At 46.8% G+C, this 20884-nt stretch carries 16 protein-coding genes; 11 read left to right on the top strand and 5 right to left on the bottom strand.

Translation table 11 applies throughout. The annotated features are described in order from the left end of the window. Positions 1–13 precede the first annotated feature (13 nt). Positions 14–937 (bottom strand): type II secretion system protein GspC, encoded by a 924-nt coding sequence (gspC, locus tag AND4_RS10320; protein ID WP_009842908.1) that lies wholly within the window; start codon positions 935–937, stop codon positions 14–16. Between the two features lie 252 nt (positions 938–1189). On the opposite strand from gspC, the gene hslR reads away from it, so the two are divergent. From hslR to AND4_RS10300, 4 genes are all read left to right on the top strand, one after another. Beyond that, the gene (gene hslR, locus AND4_RS10315; RefSeq protein ID WP_009842907.1) at positions 1190–1576 is read left to right on the top strand and encodes a ribosome-associated heat shock protein Hsp15; all 387 of its coding nucleotides are present in this window, start codon (positions 1190–1192) and stop codon (positions 1574–1576) included. Positions 1577–1607: 31 nt separating this feature from the next. Beyond that, complete coding sequence (hslO, locus tag AND4_RS10310) at positions 1608–2483, top strand: Hsp33 family molecular chaperone HslO (protein ID WP_009842906.1); 876 nt, start codon at positions 1608–1610, stop codon at positions 2481–2483. A 333-nt stretch (positions 2484–2816) separates the two neighbouring features. After that, positions 2817–4445 carry a phosphoenolpyruvate carboxykinase (ATP) gene (pckA, locus tag AND4_RS10305; RefSeq protein ID WP_009842905.1) on the top strand — a complete coding sequence of 543 codons (1629 nt, stop codon included), beginning with the start codon at positions 2817–2819 and terminating at the stop codon, positions 4443–4445. A 209-nt stretch (positions 4446–4654) separates the two neighbouring features. Then, the gene (locus AND4_RS10300) at positions 4655–6658 is read left to right on the top strand and encodes an AsmA family protein (RefSeq protein ID WP_009842904.1); all 2004 of its coding nucleotides are present in this window, start codon (positions 4655–4657) and stop codon (positions 6656–6658) included. Here AND4_RS10300 and AND4_RS10295 read toward each other — a convergent pair. The 3 genes from AND4_RS10295 to AND4_RS10285 all read right to left on the bottom strand — a co-directional run bounded on the left by AND4_RS10295 (position 6644) and on the right by AND4_RS10285 (position 9006). Further along, entirely contained in the window at positions 6644–7561 is a 918-nt protein-coding gene (locus tag AND4_RS10295) for a bifunctional GNAT family N-acetyltransferase/hotdog fold thioesterase (protein ID WP_009842903.1), read from the bottom strand. The two genes, AND4_RS10300 and AND4_RS10295, sit on opposite strands and share 15 nt — an antisense overlap. A gap of 94 nt (positions 7562–7655) precedes the next feature. Continuing rightward, positions 7656–8090 (bottom strand): D-aminoacyl-tRNA deacylase, encoded by a 435-nt coding sequence (gene dtd, locus AND4_RS10290; RefSeq protein WP_009842902.1) that lies wholly within the window; start codon positions 8088–8090, stop codon positions 7656–7658. Further along, positions 8062–9006, bottom strand: coding sequence for a virulence factor BrkB family protein (locus AND4_RS10285; RefSeq protein ID WP_009842901.1), 945 nt, complete (start codon positions 9004–9006; stop codon positions 8062–8064). The genes dtd and AND4_RS10285 overlap by 29 nt, the downstream gene beginning before the upstream one ends. Before the next feature lie 35 nt (positions 9007–9041). Here AND4_RS10285 and AND4_RS10280 point away from each other — a divergent pair, with 35 nt between their 5' ends. Continuing rightward, positions 9042–9683 carry a DUF2959 domain-containing protein gene (locus tag AND4_RS10280; RefSeq protein ID WP_009842900.1) on the top strand — a complete coding sequence of 214 codons (642 nt, stop codon included), beginning with the start codon at positions 9042–9044 and terminating at the stop codon, positions 9681–9683. Positions 9684–9854: 171 nt separating this feature from the next. Here the strand turns inward: AND4_RS10280 and typA are convergent, their stop codons facing one another. Then, positions 9855–11684, bottom strand: coding sequence for a translational GTPase TypA (gene typA, locus AND4_RS10275; protein WP_009842899.1), 1830 nt, complete (start codon positions 11682–11684; stop codon positions 9855–9857). A gap of 530 nt (positions 11685–12214) precedes the next feature. Between typA and glnA the strand changes: the two genes are divergently transcribed. From glnA to add, 6 genes are all read left to right on the top strand, one after another. Further along, positions 12215–13624 (top strand): glutamate--ammonia ligase, encoded by a 1410-nt coding sequence (glnA, locus tag AND4_RS10270; RefSeq protein ID WP_009842898.1) that lies wholly within the window; start codon positions 12215–12217, stop codon positions 13622–13624. Positions 13625–13809: 185 nt separating this feature from the next. After that, positions 13810–14403, top strand: coding sequence for a DUF4124 domain-containing protein (locus tag AND4_RS10265; protein WP_009842897.1), 594 nt, complete (start codon positions 13810–13812; stop codon positions 14401–14403). Positions 14404–14519: 116 nt separating this feature from the next. After that, positions 14520–15566 carry a nitrogen regulation protein NR(II) gene (gene glnL, locus AND4_RS10260; protein WP_009842896.1) on the top strand — a complete coding sequence of 349 codons (1047 nt, stop codon included), beginning with the start codon at positions 14520–14522 and terminating at the stop codon, positions 15564–15566. Between the two features lie 59 nt (positions 15567–15625). After that, on the top strand, positions 15626–17029 hold the full coding sequence (gene glnG, locus AND4_RS10255) for a nitrogen regulation protein NR(I) (RefSeq protein ID WP_009842895.1): 1404 nt from the start codon (positions 15626–15628) through the stop codon (positions 17027–17029). Between the two features lie 102 nt (positions 17030–17131). After that, a complete protein-coding gene (locus AND4_RS10250; RefSeq protein ID WP_009842894.1) occupies positions 17132–19678 on the top strand; it encodes an EAL domain-containing protein in 2547 nt (848 codons plus the stop codon). A gap of 151 nt (positions 19679–19829) precedes the next feature. Then, positions 19830–20834 carry an adenosine deaminase gene (gene add / locus AND4_RS10245; RefSeq protein ID WP_009842893.1) on the top strand — a complete coding sequence of 335 codons (1005 nt, stop codon included), beginning with the start codon at positions 19830–19832 and terminating at the stop codon, positions 20832–20834. Positions 20835–20884: the final 50 nt, after the last annotated feature.

Genomic DNA, 20884 nt, shown 5'->3' with positions numbered 1-20884 from the left:
GTTTGCCTAAGTATTACAATTGGATGTATATATCATACTGCTGTCCATCACGGTCAACAGTCAAATTCAGTTCTTGCGGGTTGTTCATCACTTGCATCAGTTTCACTGAAGATGAAGGGTCGCTGAGATCGATCCCATTGAGTTGCACCGCAATATCACCAGGTTTTAGACCAACATCATTAAACAAAGCGGCATCGCGACCTGGTGAGACGCGATAGCCAACAATTCCGCCGTCTTTTTTGACTGGAGAAATGTTGATATACCTAAATACACTCTGTGGATTTTTTGCAATTTCCGCTCGAATTTTCTCTAACTTTCCACCAACAGCCGAAGCCTTGTTTTCCTTCGCCTCTTGTGGTCGTGCCGCCTGACGAGTGTCAGACAGCTTTGTGTATTCAATCCCTTCAAGCATAAGGGTTTCATCCCGGCCTTGATTGTCAATAATGACTCGGTCCACCAGTACTGCTTTTAATTCTACTCGCGTCCCATCAATTTCTTCACCAATACCGTAAGTCTCTTGTTTACCGCGGTTTGCAATGACCGCCAAACTGGTTTTTGCATTGCTGCTCGCCACTGCACCAACCAGCGTTAGGTTTAAACGAGTTTTAGGTGCATCTTGAACGACCGGCTGCTCTACAACGACTGGTTTTTTTTCGCTGTACTTTCCGAATAAATTGGCATTTTGTAACGCATCGAAATCAATCGCATCTTTTTTATTACCAGATACGACGGCAACACCTGACGGGCTCCATTGAGTGACATCAGAAGTTTGAGGCATTGCTAACCACACCACTTTACCTAGTGCCCAGCCTGTCATTGCAATAAATAGGCAAGTAAATAACAAACTAAGTTTCGCTTGAATGGTATAATTGTTGGACTTGATCTGAGCCAGTAGCGGGCTACTTGACAATCCTGCACTCAGCTCTAAACGCTTCACTGAATTGATTCCTTTATTTTTATGTCTGCCGGACTAAATTAAGTTAAGACTGCCGACTCTATCTTGCGAAAATTACAACAAACTTATTACTCAATAAATAGCACTGAACTATATCACAAACTCTTTTTCATACCTTTTTCCTGTGCAATTTATGATAACTGCCTTGAAAAAAAAGCCCTTTGGCTCCATTTGTAGGTGAATAATCCACCAGCCACTGCACTCTATTGCAGTGTTGAGACAGTGTAGAATAGCATGAGTTCCGTAAATGAAGCCGTAAGGCTAGATAAATGGCTTTGGGCCGCCAGGTTTTATAAGACCCGATCCATCGCACGTAACATGGTCGATGGCGGTAAAGTCCACTATAATGGGCAACGAAGCAAACCAAGCAAAATTGTTGAGTTGGGCGCTGAGATTCGACTTCGCCAAGGTAATGAAGAGAGGACCGTCATCATCGAAAAAATCTCTGATCGTCGTATGGGAGCACCTATCGCTCAAACGCTCTACCGCGAAACCGACCAAAGTATTAGCCAACGTGAAGAGTTCGCTAAGCAACGTAAACTCAACGCCCACAACCCGAGTCCGGAACGCCGCCCAGATAAGAAGCAGCGCCGTGACATCATAAAATTCAAACATCAATAAAAGCCGGAATTATCAACGAGGAACGCACTCCATGGCACATAATGTTTTACACCGCTACCTATTCGAAGACCTTTCTGTACGTGGCGAGTTGGTTCAATTGGATGAAGCATACCAACGTATTATCTCCAGCAAGGAATATCCGGTAGCACTACAAAAACTGCTGGGTGAGCTTCTCGTTTCCACCACTCTTTTAACCGCAACTTTGAAGTTCGAAGGCTCAATCATGATTCAGCTACAAGGTGATGGCCCGGTGTCACTTGCTGTCATCAACGGCGACCACGATCAGAAGGTGCGTGGCGTTGCACGCTGGGAAGGGGACATCGCTGATGATGCAAGCCTGCACGAAATGATGGGTAAAGGCTATCTAGTGATCACCATTGAACCCAAAAAGGGTGAACGCTATCAAGGCGTTGTTGGCCTAGAAGGTGAGACACTGGCTGACGTTATTGAAGGCTACTTCGCGAACTCAGAACAGCTCAAGACGCGACTATGGATTCGAACTGGTGAACTCGAAGGCAAAGTTCACGCTGCCGGCATGATGATTCAGGTAATGCCAGATGGGACAGGGTCTCCAGAAGACTTCGAACATTTAGAACAACTGACGGCAACGGTGAAAAGCGAAGAGCTGTTTACGCTACCAGCAAACGAACTGCTTTACCGCCTCTACAACCAAGATTCTGTTCGCCTGTACGAGCCACAACCAGTCGAATTCCACTGTGGTTGTTCTCGTGAACGCAGCGGCGCGGCAATCATTACCCTAGCACGATCTGAAATTGATGAAATCTTAGCAGAAGAAGGTGCCATTGCTTTACATTGTGATTACTGTGGTACGTCATATTCATTTGATAAAGCAGAGGTGGCTAAGCTCTACGAGCAAACAACGACAGCAAAGAAAACCCTGCATTAATTCTCATAGCTTAACAAGCTTGTAATTTACCCTTCAAAAGGCCACCTTAACGCTGGCCTTTTTGTGACCTCCCCCTCTAAACACCTCGCCTAGCGCGTAAGAAAACAACTGCTTAATTTTATATAATTAATAATTCTTCTCCTCTGGCGCAAAGGTTTGCGCCCACGATAAACTACCCTTACCAGTAGGTGGCGGGCCAACGAAAGCCTTAATGAAATCATGGGGCTTTTTGAGCTGTATCCCTGTTTTCTGCCCATCCCGTTGCTAGCATGGTGAGCAACTAAAAATTAAATATTCTTATAATCCCTACAAAAGTCCTTAGAAGGAGCACCTATGACCGTTATGGAACACACAAAGGCTGCAACAATTGATCTGACCAAGCACGGAGTGCAAAACGCTAAAGAGGTTTTACGCAACCCTAGCTACGAAGTGCTGTTTGAGGAAGAGACCCGTGCTGACCTAACCGGTTATGAACGTGGTGTGGTTACTGAGCTTGGCGCGATTGCTGTAGACACTGGTATCTTCACTGGTCGCTCTCCGAAAGATAAGTACATTGTTAAAGATGCAACGACAGAAGAGCATATGTGGTGGACCTCTGACACTGTGAGAAACGACAACAAACCCATCACTCAAGAAGTGTGGGATGATCTCAAAGCGCAAGTGACCAACCAACTTTCAGGTAAGCGTCTATTTGTGATTGACGGTTATTGTGGGGCAAACCCAGATTCTCGTTTAAGTATTCGAGTGATCACCGAAGTAGCCTGGCAAGCGCACTTCGTGAAAAACATGTTCATCCGCCCAACAGAAGAGGAATTAGCAACATTTGAACCTGATTTCGTGGTAATGAACGGTGCGAAGTGCACCAACGACAAATGGCAACAACAGGGTTTAAATTCTGAAAACTTCACTGTATTCAACCTAACAGAGCGCATGCAATTGATCGGCGGCACTTGGTACGGCGGCGAAATGAAAAAAGGCATGTTCGCAATGATGAACTACTTCCTTCCATTGAAGGATATTGCATCGATGCACTGCAGCGCAAACATGGGTGAAGAAGGCGATGTGGCGATCTTCTTCGGGCTATCTGGCACAGGTAAAACAACCTTATCTACCGATCCTAAACGTGCGCTAATTGGGGATGACGAGCACGGTTGGGATGATGATGGTGTCTTCAATTTTGAAGGTGGCTGTTACGCAAAGACCATCAAGCTATCGAAAGAAGCCGAGCCTGATATCTACGACGCCATTCGCCGTGATGCATTATTGGAGAACGTGACGGTTCGCAGCGATGGATCCATCGACTTTGATGATGGTTCTAAAACTGAGAACACCCGAGTGTCTTACCCACTGTATCACATCGACAACATAGTGAAACCCGTATCCAAAGGCGGCCACGCCAACAAGGTGATCTTCTTATCCGCTGACGCATTCGGCGTACTCCCTCCTGTATCGAAACTGACTCCTGAGCAAACCAAATACCATTTCCTTTCAGGCTTTACGGCAAAACTAGCGGGGACAGAGCGTGGTATTACAGAACCAACACCGACCTTCTCAGCGTGTTTCGGTGCTGCATTCCTAACCTTGCATCCGACAAAGTACGCAGAAGTGCTGGTGAAACGTATGGAAGCAGCGGGGGCAGAAGCTTATTTAGTCAATACTGGCTGGAACGGCAGCGGTAAACGTATCTCTATCCAAGATACACGCGGTATCATTGATGCCATCCTTGATGGTTCGATTGAAGAGGCAGAAACCAAACATATTCCAATCTTTAATCTAGAGGTACCAACTTCACTTCCGGGGGTGGAGACAAACATCCTTGACCCTCGTGATACCTACGTTGACCCGCTGCAATGGGAAAGCAAAGCGAAAGACTTGGCAAAGCGCTTCATCAACAATTTTGATAAATACACTGACCATACTGAGGGTAAATCACTGGTGGCAGCAGGGCCTCAGCTCGATTAAACCATTCACTAGACCTTGTTATCTCAGTGGCAAAAATGATCTTCAAGCCCCTATTTTAAGGGGCTTTTGTTGAATCCAGCCCCAGATTGATACAAGCTTAAACCTATCTATACCCAAGTAACCTCGAGATGCTTGATTCAGCAACAATGACTTGGGTATAAGTAAGTTGAGATTCTCATACTCCAATTTATGTATAGGTTTGGGCAGGAATGAAAACAACAAGTCGAATTCTACTTCTTATTCTCATACTGGCGATCGCAGCTCCGGCCGTCTTTGTGGGTATGCTCACCACCTCGCATTCGCGCCAAACCTGGCATCTGTTTTCCGATTTTGTCGATTTGCCACTGCAAGTCGATAACGTGCAATACGAGTTTCCTTATCATCTTACCCTCAGTGGCGTGGTAACCAAGCGACAAGATCTGCCCTTGATTGAGCAAATCGATCTCTGGTTAAATCCGGATATTCGCCGTGATGGGAAATGGATTGTCGATACGTTATTGATTGATGGGTTGAGCTTACAACAAGGCATACCAACGCTGCCGCCATCGAGCAACGTTTACCTCCATCAAATAGCGCTCAAGAACCTAGATTACGCCGATGATACCTTCAGCATTACGGGTTTGAATGTACAAATCCAAGACCCAACATGGTCAACTAACGCACAAAAGATGCCATATGGTACGATTCAGCTCTCTGCCGAACAACTGCACTGGAATGGTGAGGCATTCGACAAGTTGCTGGTAGATCTGGATTACAAAATACAAGACAGCACACTTTACGGCGCCTCATTTAACTGGCGTGGCAGTGAGATCTCCGCTCAAGGTGAACAATACCCACAAGGTTGGTCAATCATAAACATGACCGCCGATAAGCTGAACATCGACAATCAACTGCTGCAATCTTTACTCGCTAAACCATGGCAAACCCTGCCAGTTCGCATCAATCATATCAACAGCCTTGATCTCCTCAATGCGGATATTGAGTACGGTGCTTGGCATTGGCAAAACCTAGAGTTATCACTAGAGAACGCCTCTCTGCCATTGTCACTATGGAACACAACAGCGCAGCTTTCTCTGCAAGCAGACAGCGTGCGTTTCCAAGATCAAACCGCAGTTGAGCCTCGCTTAAATGCCACCCTCAAGCCCGGGGCGATTCAACTGCAAGAACTGAGCTTGGATTGGCAGCAAGGAGCTGTGCAGGTTTCAGGCATATTTGAACCTGAGCATTGGAAAATCAACAGCGCCATCATCAGTGGATTAAAATGGACTATCCAACCGAATGACAAGGTCGACTGGTGGCAAAAAGCCACCAATAAGCTCCGCCAGGTCGATGTAAAGCAGTTTGAGATAAAACGCAGCCAAGTTATCCAGTTATCAAAACAACCTTACTGGCAGCTTTCTGGCTTAAATATGGAAGGGGACCAGCTAGAAGCAAAACATAACAACGGCCGCTGGGGGATTTGGAACGGCAAGTTAGAAGCGAGCGTCGTCAACGCGAGTTACAAGCAAGTAATCTCCTCACACGCGGCGATTGCAACGCAAAGTGACCACGGCCTCTGGCAACTGACACGCCTGTTCGTTCCTCTTGAGCACGGCTATATCGAAGGCTTGGGACAGATCGATCTCAGTACAACCAGCCAACCTTGGGCGCTCAACCTTAATGCAGATGGGCTTCCTCTGGCATGGTTTCACCCGTTTTTACCAGCGGCACTCGCGGTTGATGGTTTCTCTGATTTGAGTCTCGACCTAAAGGGGCTGGCCGGCGATCAAAGCATGTTTGCTTACAGCGTATCGGGAGAAGCGGAAGCCAACTTACGTGATACCAGCTTAAAATCAACAGCCGATGATTCACGCGATGCTATCACCTTCAGCCCGCTGCGTTTAGAGGCTCAGCGCGGCGAAGTTAAACTTCAACCAGTCACCATTTCAGGCAAGACCATTAAGGGTAACCTGTCTGGTCAATTTGATATGGCGAGCAACCCGCTTAACGGCGTGATTTACCAACTCCAAACCTTGTGCGGCATGATTAAAGGCGATGTGCTGAGTGACGAAATTGAAACGAATCAGTGCATAAATAAACCAGCACAGACCGAGCGAGAGGAAAAGCCACTGCAAAAAAGCAGTGCTTCGGCGTCAAGCCACTCACCGGCCGAACAGGACCAATCAGATCAGAGCGCACCAGAGCAAGACTCAACCACTCTAGCAGCCGAGTAACTTGGATTGACTCGGTAACAGCATGAACGTACCCACAAAATCCACAGCTGGCACATTGCCACTGTGGATCACCACATGGACAACGATGCGCGCTTTGCGCCCTGATGCCAGTCTGTCCAAGTCACCACTGATGCCATCAAGCGAGGTGCTCGCTACTGGGTTCTGCTCGACTGGATGGCGATAACGAATCGAGCTGTCTGCCAATACAATGTCACCATGTAGGCCACGCTCTTTCATCAACAACCACGTCATGCCCCACCCCGTCAGTGTCGCCAGAGTAAAAGCTGAGCCCGCAAACATAGTATTATGTGGATTCAAGTTTGGGTTAAGCTGCGCACTGCATTCAAATTGATAACCCGTGTATTGGTTGATTTTGATCCCCATTTTATCCGCAATTGGGATCTGCGCCTCCCAACGTTGTTGCAGCTCAGTACACCAATCTGGGCGACGCAATACATTCGCCATCGGGTCGAGCGGTTTCACCATTTGTTGGTGACGCACAGGGCCACGCTCATCAGTCAACTCACCACGACGCTCAAAACTATTCTTCTCATAGAAAGCGATTGCGTCCTCTCGGGCATTACACACCAAACGCTTTGCCCCCTCTTGCCGAGCAAGAGACTCAAGCGCCACCAGCAATAATGAACCCAGACCTTTGCTACGACGATTGCTCTTCACTGCCATGTAACGGATCTGACCATCATTATCCGGAGTAATATACAAACGACCAATCGCCATCGGACGACCACGACTGTCGGTAATCATGCGGTGATGGCTCATGCCATCGTACTCGTCTCGCTCGGATCCTACCGGCATGCGCCAAGGCTCGCGTAGCAACTGCCAACGAAATTGATAGTACTTGTTGAGCTGGTTTTCTGTTTTTGGAGTTATGAGCTTAAACATATCAATCCTTTGATATACGAACTAAGTGAAAGCCTTATACCCAAGTAAATTTTCTTGGCATTAAAGTTTAGACCATGGTGCTTTGGTTACCAGATTAGACCTGCAGCCAAAAAGTCACTGGGCCGTCATTAATTAATGACACTTTCATATCGGCCGCGAAACGACCACGCTGCGTTGGCAGTTCTTGTTCACATAAGTTCGAGAAGTAGTCATACAGACGTTCTGCATCCGCTGGATGAGCGCCGCGAGAAAAGCCGGCACGAGTGCCTTTTTTGGTGTCGGCTGGTAAGGTAAATTGAGATACCACCAATACCTTACCCTGTATCTGTTTAACGTTGAGGTTCATTTTGCCTTCATCGTCTTCAAACACACGATAAGTCGTTACACGTTCCATTAGACGTTTTGCTTTTGCTTCATCATCATCTTTCTCTACACCAAGTAGGACAAGTAGACCTTGGTCTATTTCGCCGACAACCTCACCGTCGACACGAACGGCGGCTTCACTGACGCGTTGGATTAGTGCTATCACGACTCTCGCTTCCTTCATCTGTTAATTGTAATTCAGCGGTCGAGTGTATCATTTCTAAGTCATCACTCCAGCGCTCTCTTTCACCAAGAGCGGCGGTCACTTCCGCACCAATTAACACGATTAACCAACATAAATAGACCCATACAAACAAAATAGGGATCGCAGCGAGTGCACCGTAAATTAACTGATAAGAGGGGAACTGGGTTATGTAGAAGGCAAAACCCTTCTTACTCAATTCAAACAACACAGCGGCAATAGCAGCGCCAATGGCCCCATGAGACAGATACACTTTTTTGTTGGGTACTAAGAAGTAAAGCCCCATGAATGCAAAGAATGACAGCAGCAACGGCAGCCAACGCAGAAATAAGTCATACGCTCCCGATAACGTTTCGTTTTCCATCAGCTTCAGCGATGTGACGTAAGAGGTCGCAGCAATACTTGCCCCCACTAAAATTGGGCCAAGAGTTAACACCATCCAGTACATAGAGAAAGAAAATACGGGAAGACGCTTGTCTTTCACACGCCATATGTAGTTTAAATTTTTGTCGATATTAGAGATCAACATCAATGCTGCCACGAACAAGAACGCACCACCAACGGCGGTCATCTTGCCAGTATTCGATACAAACTCTTGCAGCGCGGTTCTTACTGCATCACCAGCAGCAGGGACAAAGTTATCAATGACGTAACCTTGCAAGGTTTCGCCCACATTCTCAAACACCGGAAACTTCGATAGTATCGACAACAATACCGTCAACATCGGCACTATCGACAATAAGGTGATATAAGCTAAATAGCCTGCGTTCACATTAACGCGATCGTGCGTCATGCGCTTGAGCAAATATTGGAAAAACGCGACACTCACCGGCACGAGCTTGCTCAATCTCACCTTGTAACTCTCTGATAACTGGTCCATAGTTCTTCCTATATATTAGCGTCGAGGACATTAGAATGCCTTATTTATTAGCAATTGTACTATCAATTTTCACTTTGACAGGATGTCAATCCGCATATTATTCGGCAATGGAACAAGTGGGGTACCACAAACGTGACATTATGGTTGACCGCGTGGAAGATGCCAAAGAGTCTCAACAAGATGCGCAGAAAGAGTTCACCAGCGCACTAGAAGCCGTCTCGGCACTCACCAACTTTGACGGTGGCGAGCTAGAAAGTGTCTATGACAACATTAACGATAAATACAAAGACAGTGAAAAAGCAGCACAAGACGTACGCGACCGTATCGCTGCGATTGAAGATGTGTCAGATGCGTTGTTTGAGGAATGGCAAGGCGAGCTAGACCTATACACGAACGCTAAACTGCGTCGCTCTAGCGAACAGAAACTACGTGAAACCAAAGCGTCTTACAAAGACATGCTGAGCGCGATGAAGCATGCAGAAAGCAAGATGACGCCAGTGCTGAATACGCTGCGTGATAACACGCTTTACTTGAAGCACAACTTGAATGCGAGCGCGATTGGCTCATTGAAAGGGGAATTCTCTAGTCTAGAGAAAGAGATTCAATACGCGATAAAACAAATGAACGCCGCGATTGCTGAATCGGATGAGTTCTTACAACAGCTGAATCAAAAATAAATTGCTTAGCCTCCTCCACGTGAGGAGGTTTTCCTATCTGGTTGCCAAGTTCCACCCGACAACCCAAGTGATTTCTCAGTATTATCCCTGCCAACTTTGTCTTTTCCGTAAGAGACAAAAAGCCCCGAGCATCACTCAGGGCTTTTTCTTAATCGAATCCGTTACAGCAAATTATTTTGCTGAACGTGAAGCGCGCTTACGATCGCTTTCCGTTAGGAATTTCTTACGGATACGGATGCTTTCAGGTGTCACTTCTACTAGTTCATCATCATCGATAAACTCTAGTGCTTGCTCAAGAGTCATCTTGATTGGCGGAGTAAGAACCTGCGCATCATCTGTACCAGATGCACGAACGTTAGTTAGCTGCTTACCTTTCAGTGCGTTTACTGTTAGGTCGTTGTCGCGGCTGTGAATACCGATAACCATGCCTTCGTAAACCTCAACACCGTGACCGATGAATAGACGACCACGTTCTTGTAGGTTAAACAGTGCGTTTGTTAGCGCTTTACCCATCGCGTTCGCGATTAGTACACCGTTAACACGTTGACCGATGTTACCGCCTTTGTGTGGGCCGTAGTGGTCAAATGTATGGTACAGAAGACCAGAACCAGACGTTAGCGTCATGAACTCAGTTTGGAAACCGATCAGACCACGAGATGGCATGTCGAAGTCCATACGTACACGGCCTTTGCCATCTGGAGACATGTCTTTCAGCTCACCTTTACGTAGGCCGATGTTCTCCATGATACCGCCTTGGTGCTCTTCCATAACGTCGATCGTTACTGTCTCGAACGGTTCCATTAGTTGGCCATCTTCTTCTTTGATGATTACTTCTGGACGAGATACAGCTAGCTCGAAGCCTTCACGACGCATGTTTTCGATCAGGATAGATAGGTGAAGCTCACCACGGCCTGATACGCGGAATTTGTCTGGATCGTCTGTTTGCTCAACACGCAGTGCAACGTTGTGTACCAGTTCCTTCTCTAGACGCTCAAGGATGTTACGTGAAGTTACGAACTTACCTTCTTTACCAGCGAATGGAGACGTGTTCACTTGGAACGTCATCGTTACTGTTGGTTCATCAACAGATAGCGGTGGTAATGCTTCAACTTGGTTTTGTGCACAGATAGTGTCAGAGATTTTTAGCTCGCCAAGACCCGTGATTGCGATGATATCACCCGCATTCGCTTGCTCAACTTCGTGACGCTCTAGGCCTAGGTAGCCCATTACTGTACCAACTTTACCGTTACGAGTCTTACCGTCAGCACCAATAACTGTTACTTGTTGGTTTGGCTTAACGCTACCACGAGTTACACGAGCAACACCGATGACGCCAACGTAAGAGCTGTAATCTAGCTGAGAAACTTGCATCTGCAGTGGACCATCTAGGTCAACTTGAGGTGCCGTTACTTCTTCAACGATAGTTTGGAACAGTGGTTCCATGTTCTCGCCAGTTTCGCCTTCCTCTAGTGCAGCCCAACCGTTAAGTGCTGAAGCGTAAACTACTTTAAAGTCTAGCTGTTCGTCAGTGGCACCTAGGTTGTCGAATAGGTCGAATACTTGGTCCATAACCCAATCAGGACGAGCACCAGGACGGTCAATCTTGTTGATTACAACGATTGGCTTAAGACCGTGAGCGAATGCTTTTTGAGTTACGAAACGCGTTTGCGGCATTGGGCCGTCAACTGCGTCAACGATAAGTAATACTGAATCTACCATCGACATGATACGTTCTACTTCACCACCGAAGTCCGCGTGTCCCGGAGTATCTACGATGTTGATGCGGTAGTCATTCCAGTTAATTGCTGTATTTTTAGCAAGAATGGTGATGCCACGCTCTTTCTCGATGTCGTTCGAGTCCATGACTCGCTCTTCAGCTTCACCGCGAGACTCTAGCGTGCCTGATTGTTGTAGCAGCTTGTCAACCAACGTTGTTTTACCGTGGTCAACGTGCGCGATGATCGCGATATTTCTTAATTTATCAATCTGTGGAGTAGCCATGGATATTGATTCACTTAGATATATGAAATGCCCCCATGCCGAGAACAGGTGCTCTCTGACGACATTTACTGATTAAAAAAACGGCCATAATGTACCAGATTCTAGCAAAAAACCCAGAAATATGTGATCCAGTCCTTAGCTTTTATACCAAATTTACACTTCGCGCCCAGTTTATTTCACTCGGAGAGTGGATTAAAAGCAAATTTATGCTAATCATTGCTTATCGAAAACTCACACTCGCGTAAAGACTGAGCGGGATAAGCAACGTGATTGTCACATTATAGTGCAACAATAAAAAGGTGCACTATTAAGGTGCAGTCGAAGATCATTTTGGTGCAACCACTTGCACCAAGCTAGCACAAAAAAACATAATCAATTGAAATTAATGGAATAATTTTTTTGGCACAGTTTTAGCTAAGACCTAGTCAGTATCGATTAATAAAATGTTAATCAAATTAATCAATACTGAGTAAATCAATTTCTCACAAATCGAGTTTTTACCGCTTTATTAACACTGGAGGTTATCCAAGATGTCAGTAGAAAACGTTTTATCACTTATCCAAGAAAACGAAGTTAAGTTTGTTGACCTACGCTTCACAGATACAAAAGGTAAAGAGCAGCACATCTCTATTCCTGCTCACCAAATCGATGCAGACTTCTTCGAAGAAGGTAAAATGTTCGATGGTTCATCCGTAGCTGGCTGGAAAGGCATTAACGAATCAGACATGGTTATGATGCCCGATGCATCTTCTGCAGTGCTTGACCCCTTTACGGAAGATGCAACGCTGAATATCCGTTGTGACATTCTTGAGCCTGCAACGATGCAAGGTTACGACCGCGATCCTCGCTCTATCGCAAAACGAGCTGAAGACTTTATGCGTTCTACTGGGATTGCAGACACGGTACTTATTGGCCCTGAGCCAGAATTTTTCCTATTCGATGACGTTAAGTTCGCGACCAACATGTCAGGTTCTTTCTTCAAGATCGACGACGTAGAAGCGGCGTGGAACACAGGTTCTGATTACGAAGAAGGTAACAAGGGCCACCGTCCTGGCGTTAAAGGGGGATATTTCCCAGTAGCTCCAGTAGATTCCTCTCAAGACATCCGTTCTGCTATGTGTCTAGTAATGGAAGAGATGGGCCTAGTTGTTGAAGCGCACCACCACGAAGTGGCAACTGCGGGTCAAAACGAAATCGCAACTCGCTTCAACACGCTAACAACTAAAGCTGACGAAATACAAATCTACAAGTACGTGGTACACAACGTTGCTCACGCTTTCGGTAAGACGGCGACATTTATGCCAAAACCATTGGTTGGTGACAACGGCAGCGGTATGCATGTTCACCAATCTTTAGCAAAAGATGGGGTAAACTTATTCGCTGGCGACAAGTACGGCGGCCTTTCTGAAACAGCGCTTTACTACATCGGCGGTATCATCAAGCACGCTCGCGCAATCAACGCATTTGCGAACCCATCAACGAACTCGTACAAGCGTCTTGTTCCAGGCTTCGAAGCGCCGGTAATGCTCGCTTACTCAGCTCGTAACCGCTCTGCTTCAATCCGTATCCCTGTGGTACCAAGCCCTAAAGCACGTCGTATCGAAGTTCGTTTTGGTGACCCAGCAGCGAACCCATACCTAGCGTTCGCAGCAATGCTAATGGCGGGTCTTGACGGTATTAAGAACAAAATCCACCCAGGCGAAGCGATGGATAAAGACCTTTACGATCTTCCTGCAGAAGAAGCAGCAGAAATCCCAACGGTGGCATATTCATTAAAAGACGCGCTTGAAGAACTGGATATTGACCGTGAGTTCCTCACCGCAGGTGGTGTATTCTCTGATGACTTCATCGATTCTTATATCGGTCTTAAGTCTCAAGATGTAGAGAAAGTAAACATGACCACTCACCCTCTTGAGTTTGAGCTTTACTACTCAGTTTAAGGCCATAGCTGTGTAAAATTATATTCAGATGCCAAATACTAGGCTCGCCTCGCAGGTGGGCCTTTTTTGTATTCGCTGACCCTACATGGGCGTTTAACATCAAAGGGGAACAAAAATACGCTTAAACCCTTTTGCTCGGTAAGCGCATTTCGAACGTGCCATCATGTATCAACAGAAGGTGAGCAATGAAAGTCCAGCTTTTATTATCGCTATGTGCCTGTAATGGTTTTCTGATCGCCACAGCTCCCTCAGCACAAGTAGCTTACACTTGGATCGACAAAGACGGCGTTGTGCACTTTAGCGACACCCCGAGCCATGACGCCAAAACCATCTCTCTGCCGAATCTTAAAACCAGCGTTCCAACACCAAGAGTGGCAAGTGCGCAGCCTTCGGCCCCGCAAGCAAGTGCTGAATCAAAACTTCAAATCAACGACAAACCGGAAGCAAAAAAACCAGGGCCTCTTTCACTGACGATACTGAATCCACAGCATGATGAAACCATTCGCAGTAACCTTGGCGCTATCAACATCCAACTCGATGCTAACCGCAAACTGGGCATCGGTGTGCAACTGCAGCTCTTAATTAATGGCCAGCCATATGGACCACCACAAAATCGCTTAACGTGGCAATTAAAGAACATCGATCGTGGTACTCACACCCTCTCGGTGCAAGCGAAAAGAAGCGGCAAGCTTATTGCATCTACTAATTCTATAGCGGTGCATTTACACAGAGCGAGTATCAAGTCAGGCGTTCAAAGAGCAAAACAAAATATTGAGTAAAAAAACGCACTCTGGTAGCGCTTTTCACTTCTTATTCTTCGTTTTATTCGCCATACTTACCTTCTATTGCACCAAGATAGTGCAATACGCAATCATAACGTAAACAAGGACGTAATGTGGATACCAGTCTCTCTAATGCCATTCTTAACAACATGGTGACAGCAACCCTGATCCTTGATGATGGATTGGCCGTGCGCTACGCCAACCCTGCGGCTGAGTTATTATTCTCACAAAGTGCTCAGCGCATCATCGAACAACCTTTGTCGCAGCTGATCCAACATGCATCATTGGACCTTGCGCTACTCACCCAACCGTTACAGAGCGGACAAAGCATTACGGATAGTGATGTGACTTTTGTGGTGGATGGACGCCCTTTGATGTTAGAAGTGACTGTCAGCCCGATCACATGGCAGAAGCAGCTAATGTTGTTGGTTGAGATGCGTAAAATAGACCAACAACGTCGGCTGACTCAAGAGCTTAATCAACATGCTCAGCAACAGGCTGCGAAGCTATTAGTGCGCGGTTTAGCGCATGAAATCAAAAACCCACTTGGCGGTTTACGCGGCGCAGCGCAACTGCTAGAGAAAATGCTGCCTGATCCTTCTTTGACTGAATACACTCACATCATTATTGAACAGGCCGACCGCTTGAGAGTGCTCGTTGATCGCTTACTAGGGCCTCAGAAACCCGGTAAAAAGACTCAAGAGAACCTCCACCAAGTATTGGAAAAAGTACGTCAATTGGTTGAGCTGGAATCTCAGCATTCGGTAGTGATTGAGCGCGATTATGACCCGAGCTTGCCCGAAATTTTGATGGACGCAGACCAAATTGAACAGGCGATGCTTAACATTGTGAGCAATGCGGCACACATTCTGTCTCAGCAAGCACATGGCCAAATTACCATACGTACCAGAACTGTCCACCAAGCCAACATTCATGGGCAGCGCTGCAGACTCGCGGCCCGCATTGAGATCACCGATAACGGCCCAGGTATCCCACCTGAGCTAAGAGATACCCTTTTCTACCCCATGGTCAGTGGCCGTGAGGGCGGTACAGGGCTTGGACTGTCTATTTCACAAAACTTGATCGACCAACACAACGGCAAAATTGATGTCGATAGCTGGCCGGGTCACACCACTTTTACGATTTATTTGCCAATCTGACTTAATGAAGTGTCTTATCTCTTGGTCAGTTTTAGGCTTTTTCTGCAAGGATTTATAGCATGAGTAAAGGATATGTTTGGGTCGTTGATGACGACAGCTCGATTCGCTGGGTAATGGAGAAGACCCTCTCTTCTGCCAATATCAAATGTGAAACCTATGCCGATGGTGAGGGCGTGTTAATGGCGCTAGAACGTGAGGTACCGGACGTTTTAGTCTCAGACATCCGCATGCCGGGTATCGATGGTCTAGAGCTATTAAAACAAGTTCAACACGACTACCCCGACCTCCCCGTGATTATCATGACGGCACATTCCGATTTAGATGCCGCGGTGAATGCTTACCAAAAAGGCGCTTTTGAATATTTGCCCAAGCCGTTTGATATCGATGAGGCCCTAACGTTAGTAGAACGTGCCATTGCTCATTGTCAAGAAAACAAACATGAACAACTTCTACCCGATGACACCCCAACCGATACACCCGAGATCATTGGTGAAGCCCCTGCGATGCAGGAAGTGTTTCGTGCTATTGGTCGTTTATCACGCTCTTCGATTTCCGTTCTGATCAATGGTGAATCTGGTACCGGTAAAGAGTTGGTTGCTCATGCCTTACACCGCCACAGTCCGCGAGCCAACAAGCCTTTTATTGCCCTCAATATGGCCGCGATCCCGAAAGATTTAATTGAATCAGAACTGTTTGGTCATGAGAAAGGCGCGTTCACTGGTGCCAACAGCGTCCGTCAAGGTCGTTTCGAGCAGGCTAATGGCGGCACACTGTTTTTAGATGAAATTGGCGATATGCCGCTGGATATTCAAACTCGTTTGCTACGCGTTTTGGCCGACGGTCAGTTCTATCGCGTTGGCGGCCACTCTCCGATTCGTGTCGACGTTCGAATTGTTGCGGCAACTCACCAAAACCTGGAAGAGCGAGTTAACAAAGGCGATTTCCGTGAAGACCTGTTCCACCGACTGAATGTCATTCGTGTTCATATCCCAGCCCTGAGAGAACGAAAGCAAGACATCGAAAAGCTGACGCAGCACTTTTTAGTTCGTGCCGCAGATGAGCTCGATGTTGAAGCCAAAACTCTGCACCCATCTTCGGTGGAGATTTTGAACCGCCTCGATTGGCCGGGTAACGTTCGCCAGTTAGAAAATATCTGTCGCTGGTTGACCGTCATGGCAAGCGGTAGCGAAGTATTACCAAGTGATTTACCAACTGAGCTGCTGGAAGAGAAGAACGTCGCCAAAGAGACCAGCAGCGGCAACTGGCAAGAACAATTAGCAGACTGGGCACACCGTGCGCTAGAAGCCGGAGATACAGAGTTACTTTCCTACGCATTGCCAGAGTTTGAGCGCATTTTATTAGAAGTCGCATTAGAACATACTAAAGGTCACAAACAAGATGCCGCTAAAGTACTAGGATGGGGACGAAACACCCTGACCCGCAAGTTAAAAGAACTGTACTGATCTCGAGCAGATAAGCGTTTGGCAAAGGGTTATCAAGCGTGCATTTGTCTCTCTTGGTAACCTAAGTATCAATATGGTACGACAACCTTATGTGGCTAGACAATGTCAAAAGCAACAACTCAAATTACACTGCGTACCGCCGTTCTGATCCCTTTTGTGATGATTTTTTTGCTGGCTATCGGTGTCATTGTCTATGTCCAAAAACAGAGCTATGAGGAAGCTGCCACCGACATCAGTGACAAACTGCTTTCAGTGCTCACGGAGAGTGTTCACGACCACTTAAATGACTATCTGCGTAAGCCTTTCACTACAGTGAATGCGCTGGGACACAACATCAGTTATCACGCCCTCGCCCATCCAAACGACACCAAAGATATTCAAGCTTATTTGCTGAGTGCATTTAAAGACTTATACCACTCAATACCACAATTGGATGTGATTGCGTTTGGCTCTGAATCCGGTGACTTCACCGGTTTCAGGCGTGAAGCAAACGACAGCTACACGCTGATGGTTCAAGACCATCGTACCGATAGTAATTTAGTGATTTACGGCAGCGAAAACGTCTGTGATGACATTCGAACTGTGGTTACCCCTTACGATCCGCGTACCCGACCTTGGTATCAGCCCGTCGCCCAAGACCACAAAGCCCATTGGTCGCCAATTTACGCCAATGCCGATGAACGTAAAGACATTACCCTGTCGGCTATGGCTCCCATTTACGAGCTGGGTGAGTTTGCAGGTGTCCTAGTCATCGACATTCGTATCAATACCTTTAATTTATTCTTACAAGAGCTCAAACGGGCCAACGGTGCATCAGTTTACATCATGGATCAGGATCACCGCTTGGTGGCACATTCTGGACAAGGCAGTGTGATTTCTTGGGGAACCAAGTTTTCAGCTAGGGGACAACGTTTACTGGCATCAGAGAGTACGGATCCCATCATCCAAATGAGCGCCTCTCGCCTAATGGAATACGAGCTGAGTCACCACGACGAGCCGCACACCTTCGAGTTCGACCTCAATGGCCAACGCACTTTCAGCCGCGTCACTCCATACCACGATAAAAATGGCTTAACGTGGTTTATCGGTACTTCAATTTCAGAAGCCGATCTTCTTGGAGCACTGCCCAAAAGCCAACAAAAAAGCTGGATGGTCGGAGCCTTGGTGAGCTTATTAGGCACTATCATTAGTCTACTGATATTCAATCGCATCACCCGCCCTATCAATGCAACCGCAACCGCGGCGCAGAACTTAGCTAAGGGGGATTGGGATAGCTCAATGCCTCGCCCCGGCTACGTTTACGAAACGACGGTGTTGGTACAAGCGTTTAATGAGATGACAAGCAATCTAAAAGCGTCGTTTAAAGCACTACGCGATCAACTCGAATTTGACCCCTTAACTCGCTTGTACAGTCGCCAAGGTTTAATTGAAATCAGTAAAACACTGGCTTGCTCAGAACAAAGTAGCTTATACCTTATCGGCATCAACAAATTTAGAGATATCAACGACAGCATCGGCTATCACAATGGTGATCAGCTACTTATCCACGTTGCTGAGCGCCTAAAACAGCAACTGCAAGATGAAGCAACTTTGGCGAGGATTGGTGGTGATGAGTTTGCGGTGTTCATGCCAGACACCCACAGCGATGAAGACGTCCGATTGACAGAGCAACGCCTACAACAGTTGCTCGCCGCTCCGTTTATGCTGGATGGAGAAACCGTAGTGATCAAGATTTCTATCGGCGTTGTGCGCAAACAGACAGGACAAAACATGTCAATCTGGTTACGTAACGCCAGTATAGCGCTCAGCTCTGCTAAACAAGACTCACGTACCAGCGTATGTCATTACAGCCCAGAGATGGCAAGCGCATCTAAGTTCAGAACTCAAATGCTGACGAAGATTCAAACGGGTATCGACAAGCATGAGTTTGTCCCTTTCTACCAACCGATTATTGACCTCGAGAGTGGCAATATCTGTGGAGCAGAGGCCCTAGCACGCTGGCACAGCAAATCCGGAATGATTTCCCCATTAGACTTCATCCCCATCGCCGAAGAAAATGGCATGATCAAAGCCATCGGCCAACAAATTCTGTTTCAAGCTTGCAGCGACACACGTAAGGCCATCGACAGTAAACAATGGCCACAAGATTTTCAGTTACACGTAAATGTGTCGGTTCATCAGTTATCTAGCACGAACTTCGTCGAATCAGTTGCTAAAGTACTGCATAAAACAGGCCTCGCGGCAAGCAATGTCACGTTAGAGATCACTGAGTCTCGGATTATTGATAGTGCACCAACAACGCTAGACAACTTACTTAAACTCAGAGAAATGGGGCTGGGTATCGGGATTGACGACTTCGGCACAGGGTACTCGTCTCTCGCCTACTTACACGCTTTGCCATTTACCTGTTTAAAGATAGATCGCACCTTTGTTAATCGTCTAACCAAAGAAAACCTCGATAGCTCAGTCGTCGCGGCTATCATTAATATCACGAAAGGCATGAAAGCCAAGGTAGTCGCAGAAGGTGTCGAAACTGCGGCCCAAGCGCAACTACTCCATTCACTTGGCTGTGATCAAGTTCAAGGCTTTTACTACAGTCGTCCGATGCCGATGGAAGAATGGCCAACAAGTTTGGTTAACATGCGGTAAAAAACAGCTAAAGTCGTTGATTTAATCGTCATACTATACTGATAATCTGCCATACGGTTATTTATACTTAACGCCAAGTCTTCCCCATGTATTGTCATTGATAATTTTTGGGCTAAGATCCTGTCCACAACATACAACCCGGATCGACATAATGATAACTAAGAATCTTCCCCTAACCGACTTGCACCGTCACCTTGACGGCAACATTCGTACTAAGACTATTCTTGAACTTGGTCAACAATTTGGTATTGATCTGCCTGCTTACGACATCGAGTCGCTAACGCCACACGTTCAAATTGTCGAAGCTGAGCCATCGCTTGTCGCTTTTCTTGCAAAGCTTGATTGGGGCGTGGCAGTGTTGGGTGATCTAGATGCATGTCGCCGCGTTGCTTACGAAAACGTAGAGGATGCGCTAAACGCACAAATCGATTACGCAGAACTTCGCTTCTCGCCTTATTATATGGCAATGAAGCACAAACTCCCGGTAGCGGGTGTAGTAGAAGCTGTGGTTGATGGTGTGCAAGCGGGTATGCGTGATTTTGGTATCAAGGCAAACCTAATTGGTATCATGAGCCGTACTTTCGGTACCGACGCGTGCCAGCAAGAGCTGGATGCGATTCTAAGTCAAAAAGATCATATGGTTGCCGTTGACCTTGCAGGTGATGAACTTGGTCAACCGGGCGAGCGCTTTATCACCCACTTTAAACAAGTGCGTGACGCTGGCCTAAATGTCACCGTTCACGCAGGTGAAGCTGCTGGCGCAGAAAGCATGTGGCAAGCAATTCAAGAGCTTGGCGCAACACGTATCGGCCATGGCGTGAAAGCAATCCACGATCCTAAACTGATGGATTACCTCGTAGAAAATCGCATTGGTATTGAGTCGTGCCTGACGTCAAACTTCCAAACCAGCACGGTTGAATCATTGGTAAACCACCCACTGAAACAATTCTTAAATCACGGTGTGTTGGCATGCCTAAACACGGATGACCCGGCAGTGGAAGGTATTGAGCTGCCATACGAATACGAAGTGGCGGCACCAGCAGCGGGCCTGACCCAGGCACAAATTCGCCAAGCGCAAATCAACGGGCTAGACATCGCTTTTCTATCAGATACAGAAAAAGCCGAGCTGAAAGAAAAAGTCAAAGATCGCGTATAATTGCCACGAAATATACAAAAAATGCCGGCATTTGCTGGCATTTTTTGTAT

The sequence above is a fragment of the Vibrio sp. AND4 genome, assembly GCF_000171815.1.
GTDB lineage: Bacteria > Pseudomonadota > Gammaproteobacteria > Enterobacterales > Vibrionaceae > Vibrio.
The sequence above is the reverse complement of the archived record's forward strand: the minus strand, read 5'-3'. Positions and strand labels throughout refer to the sequence as shown.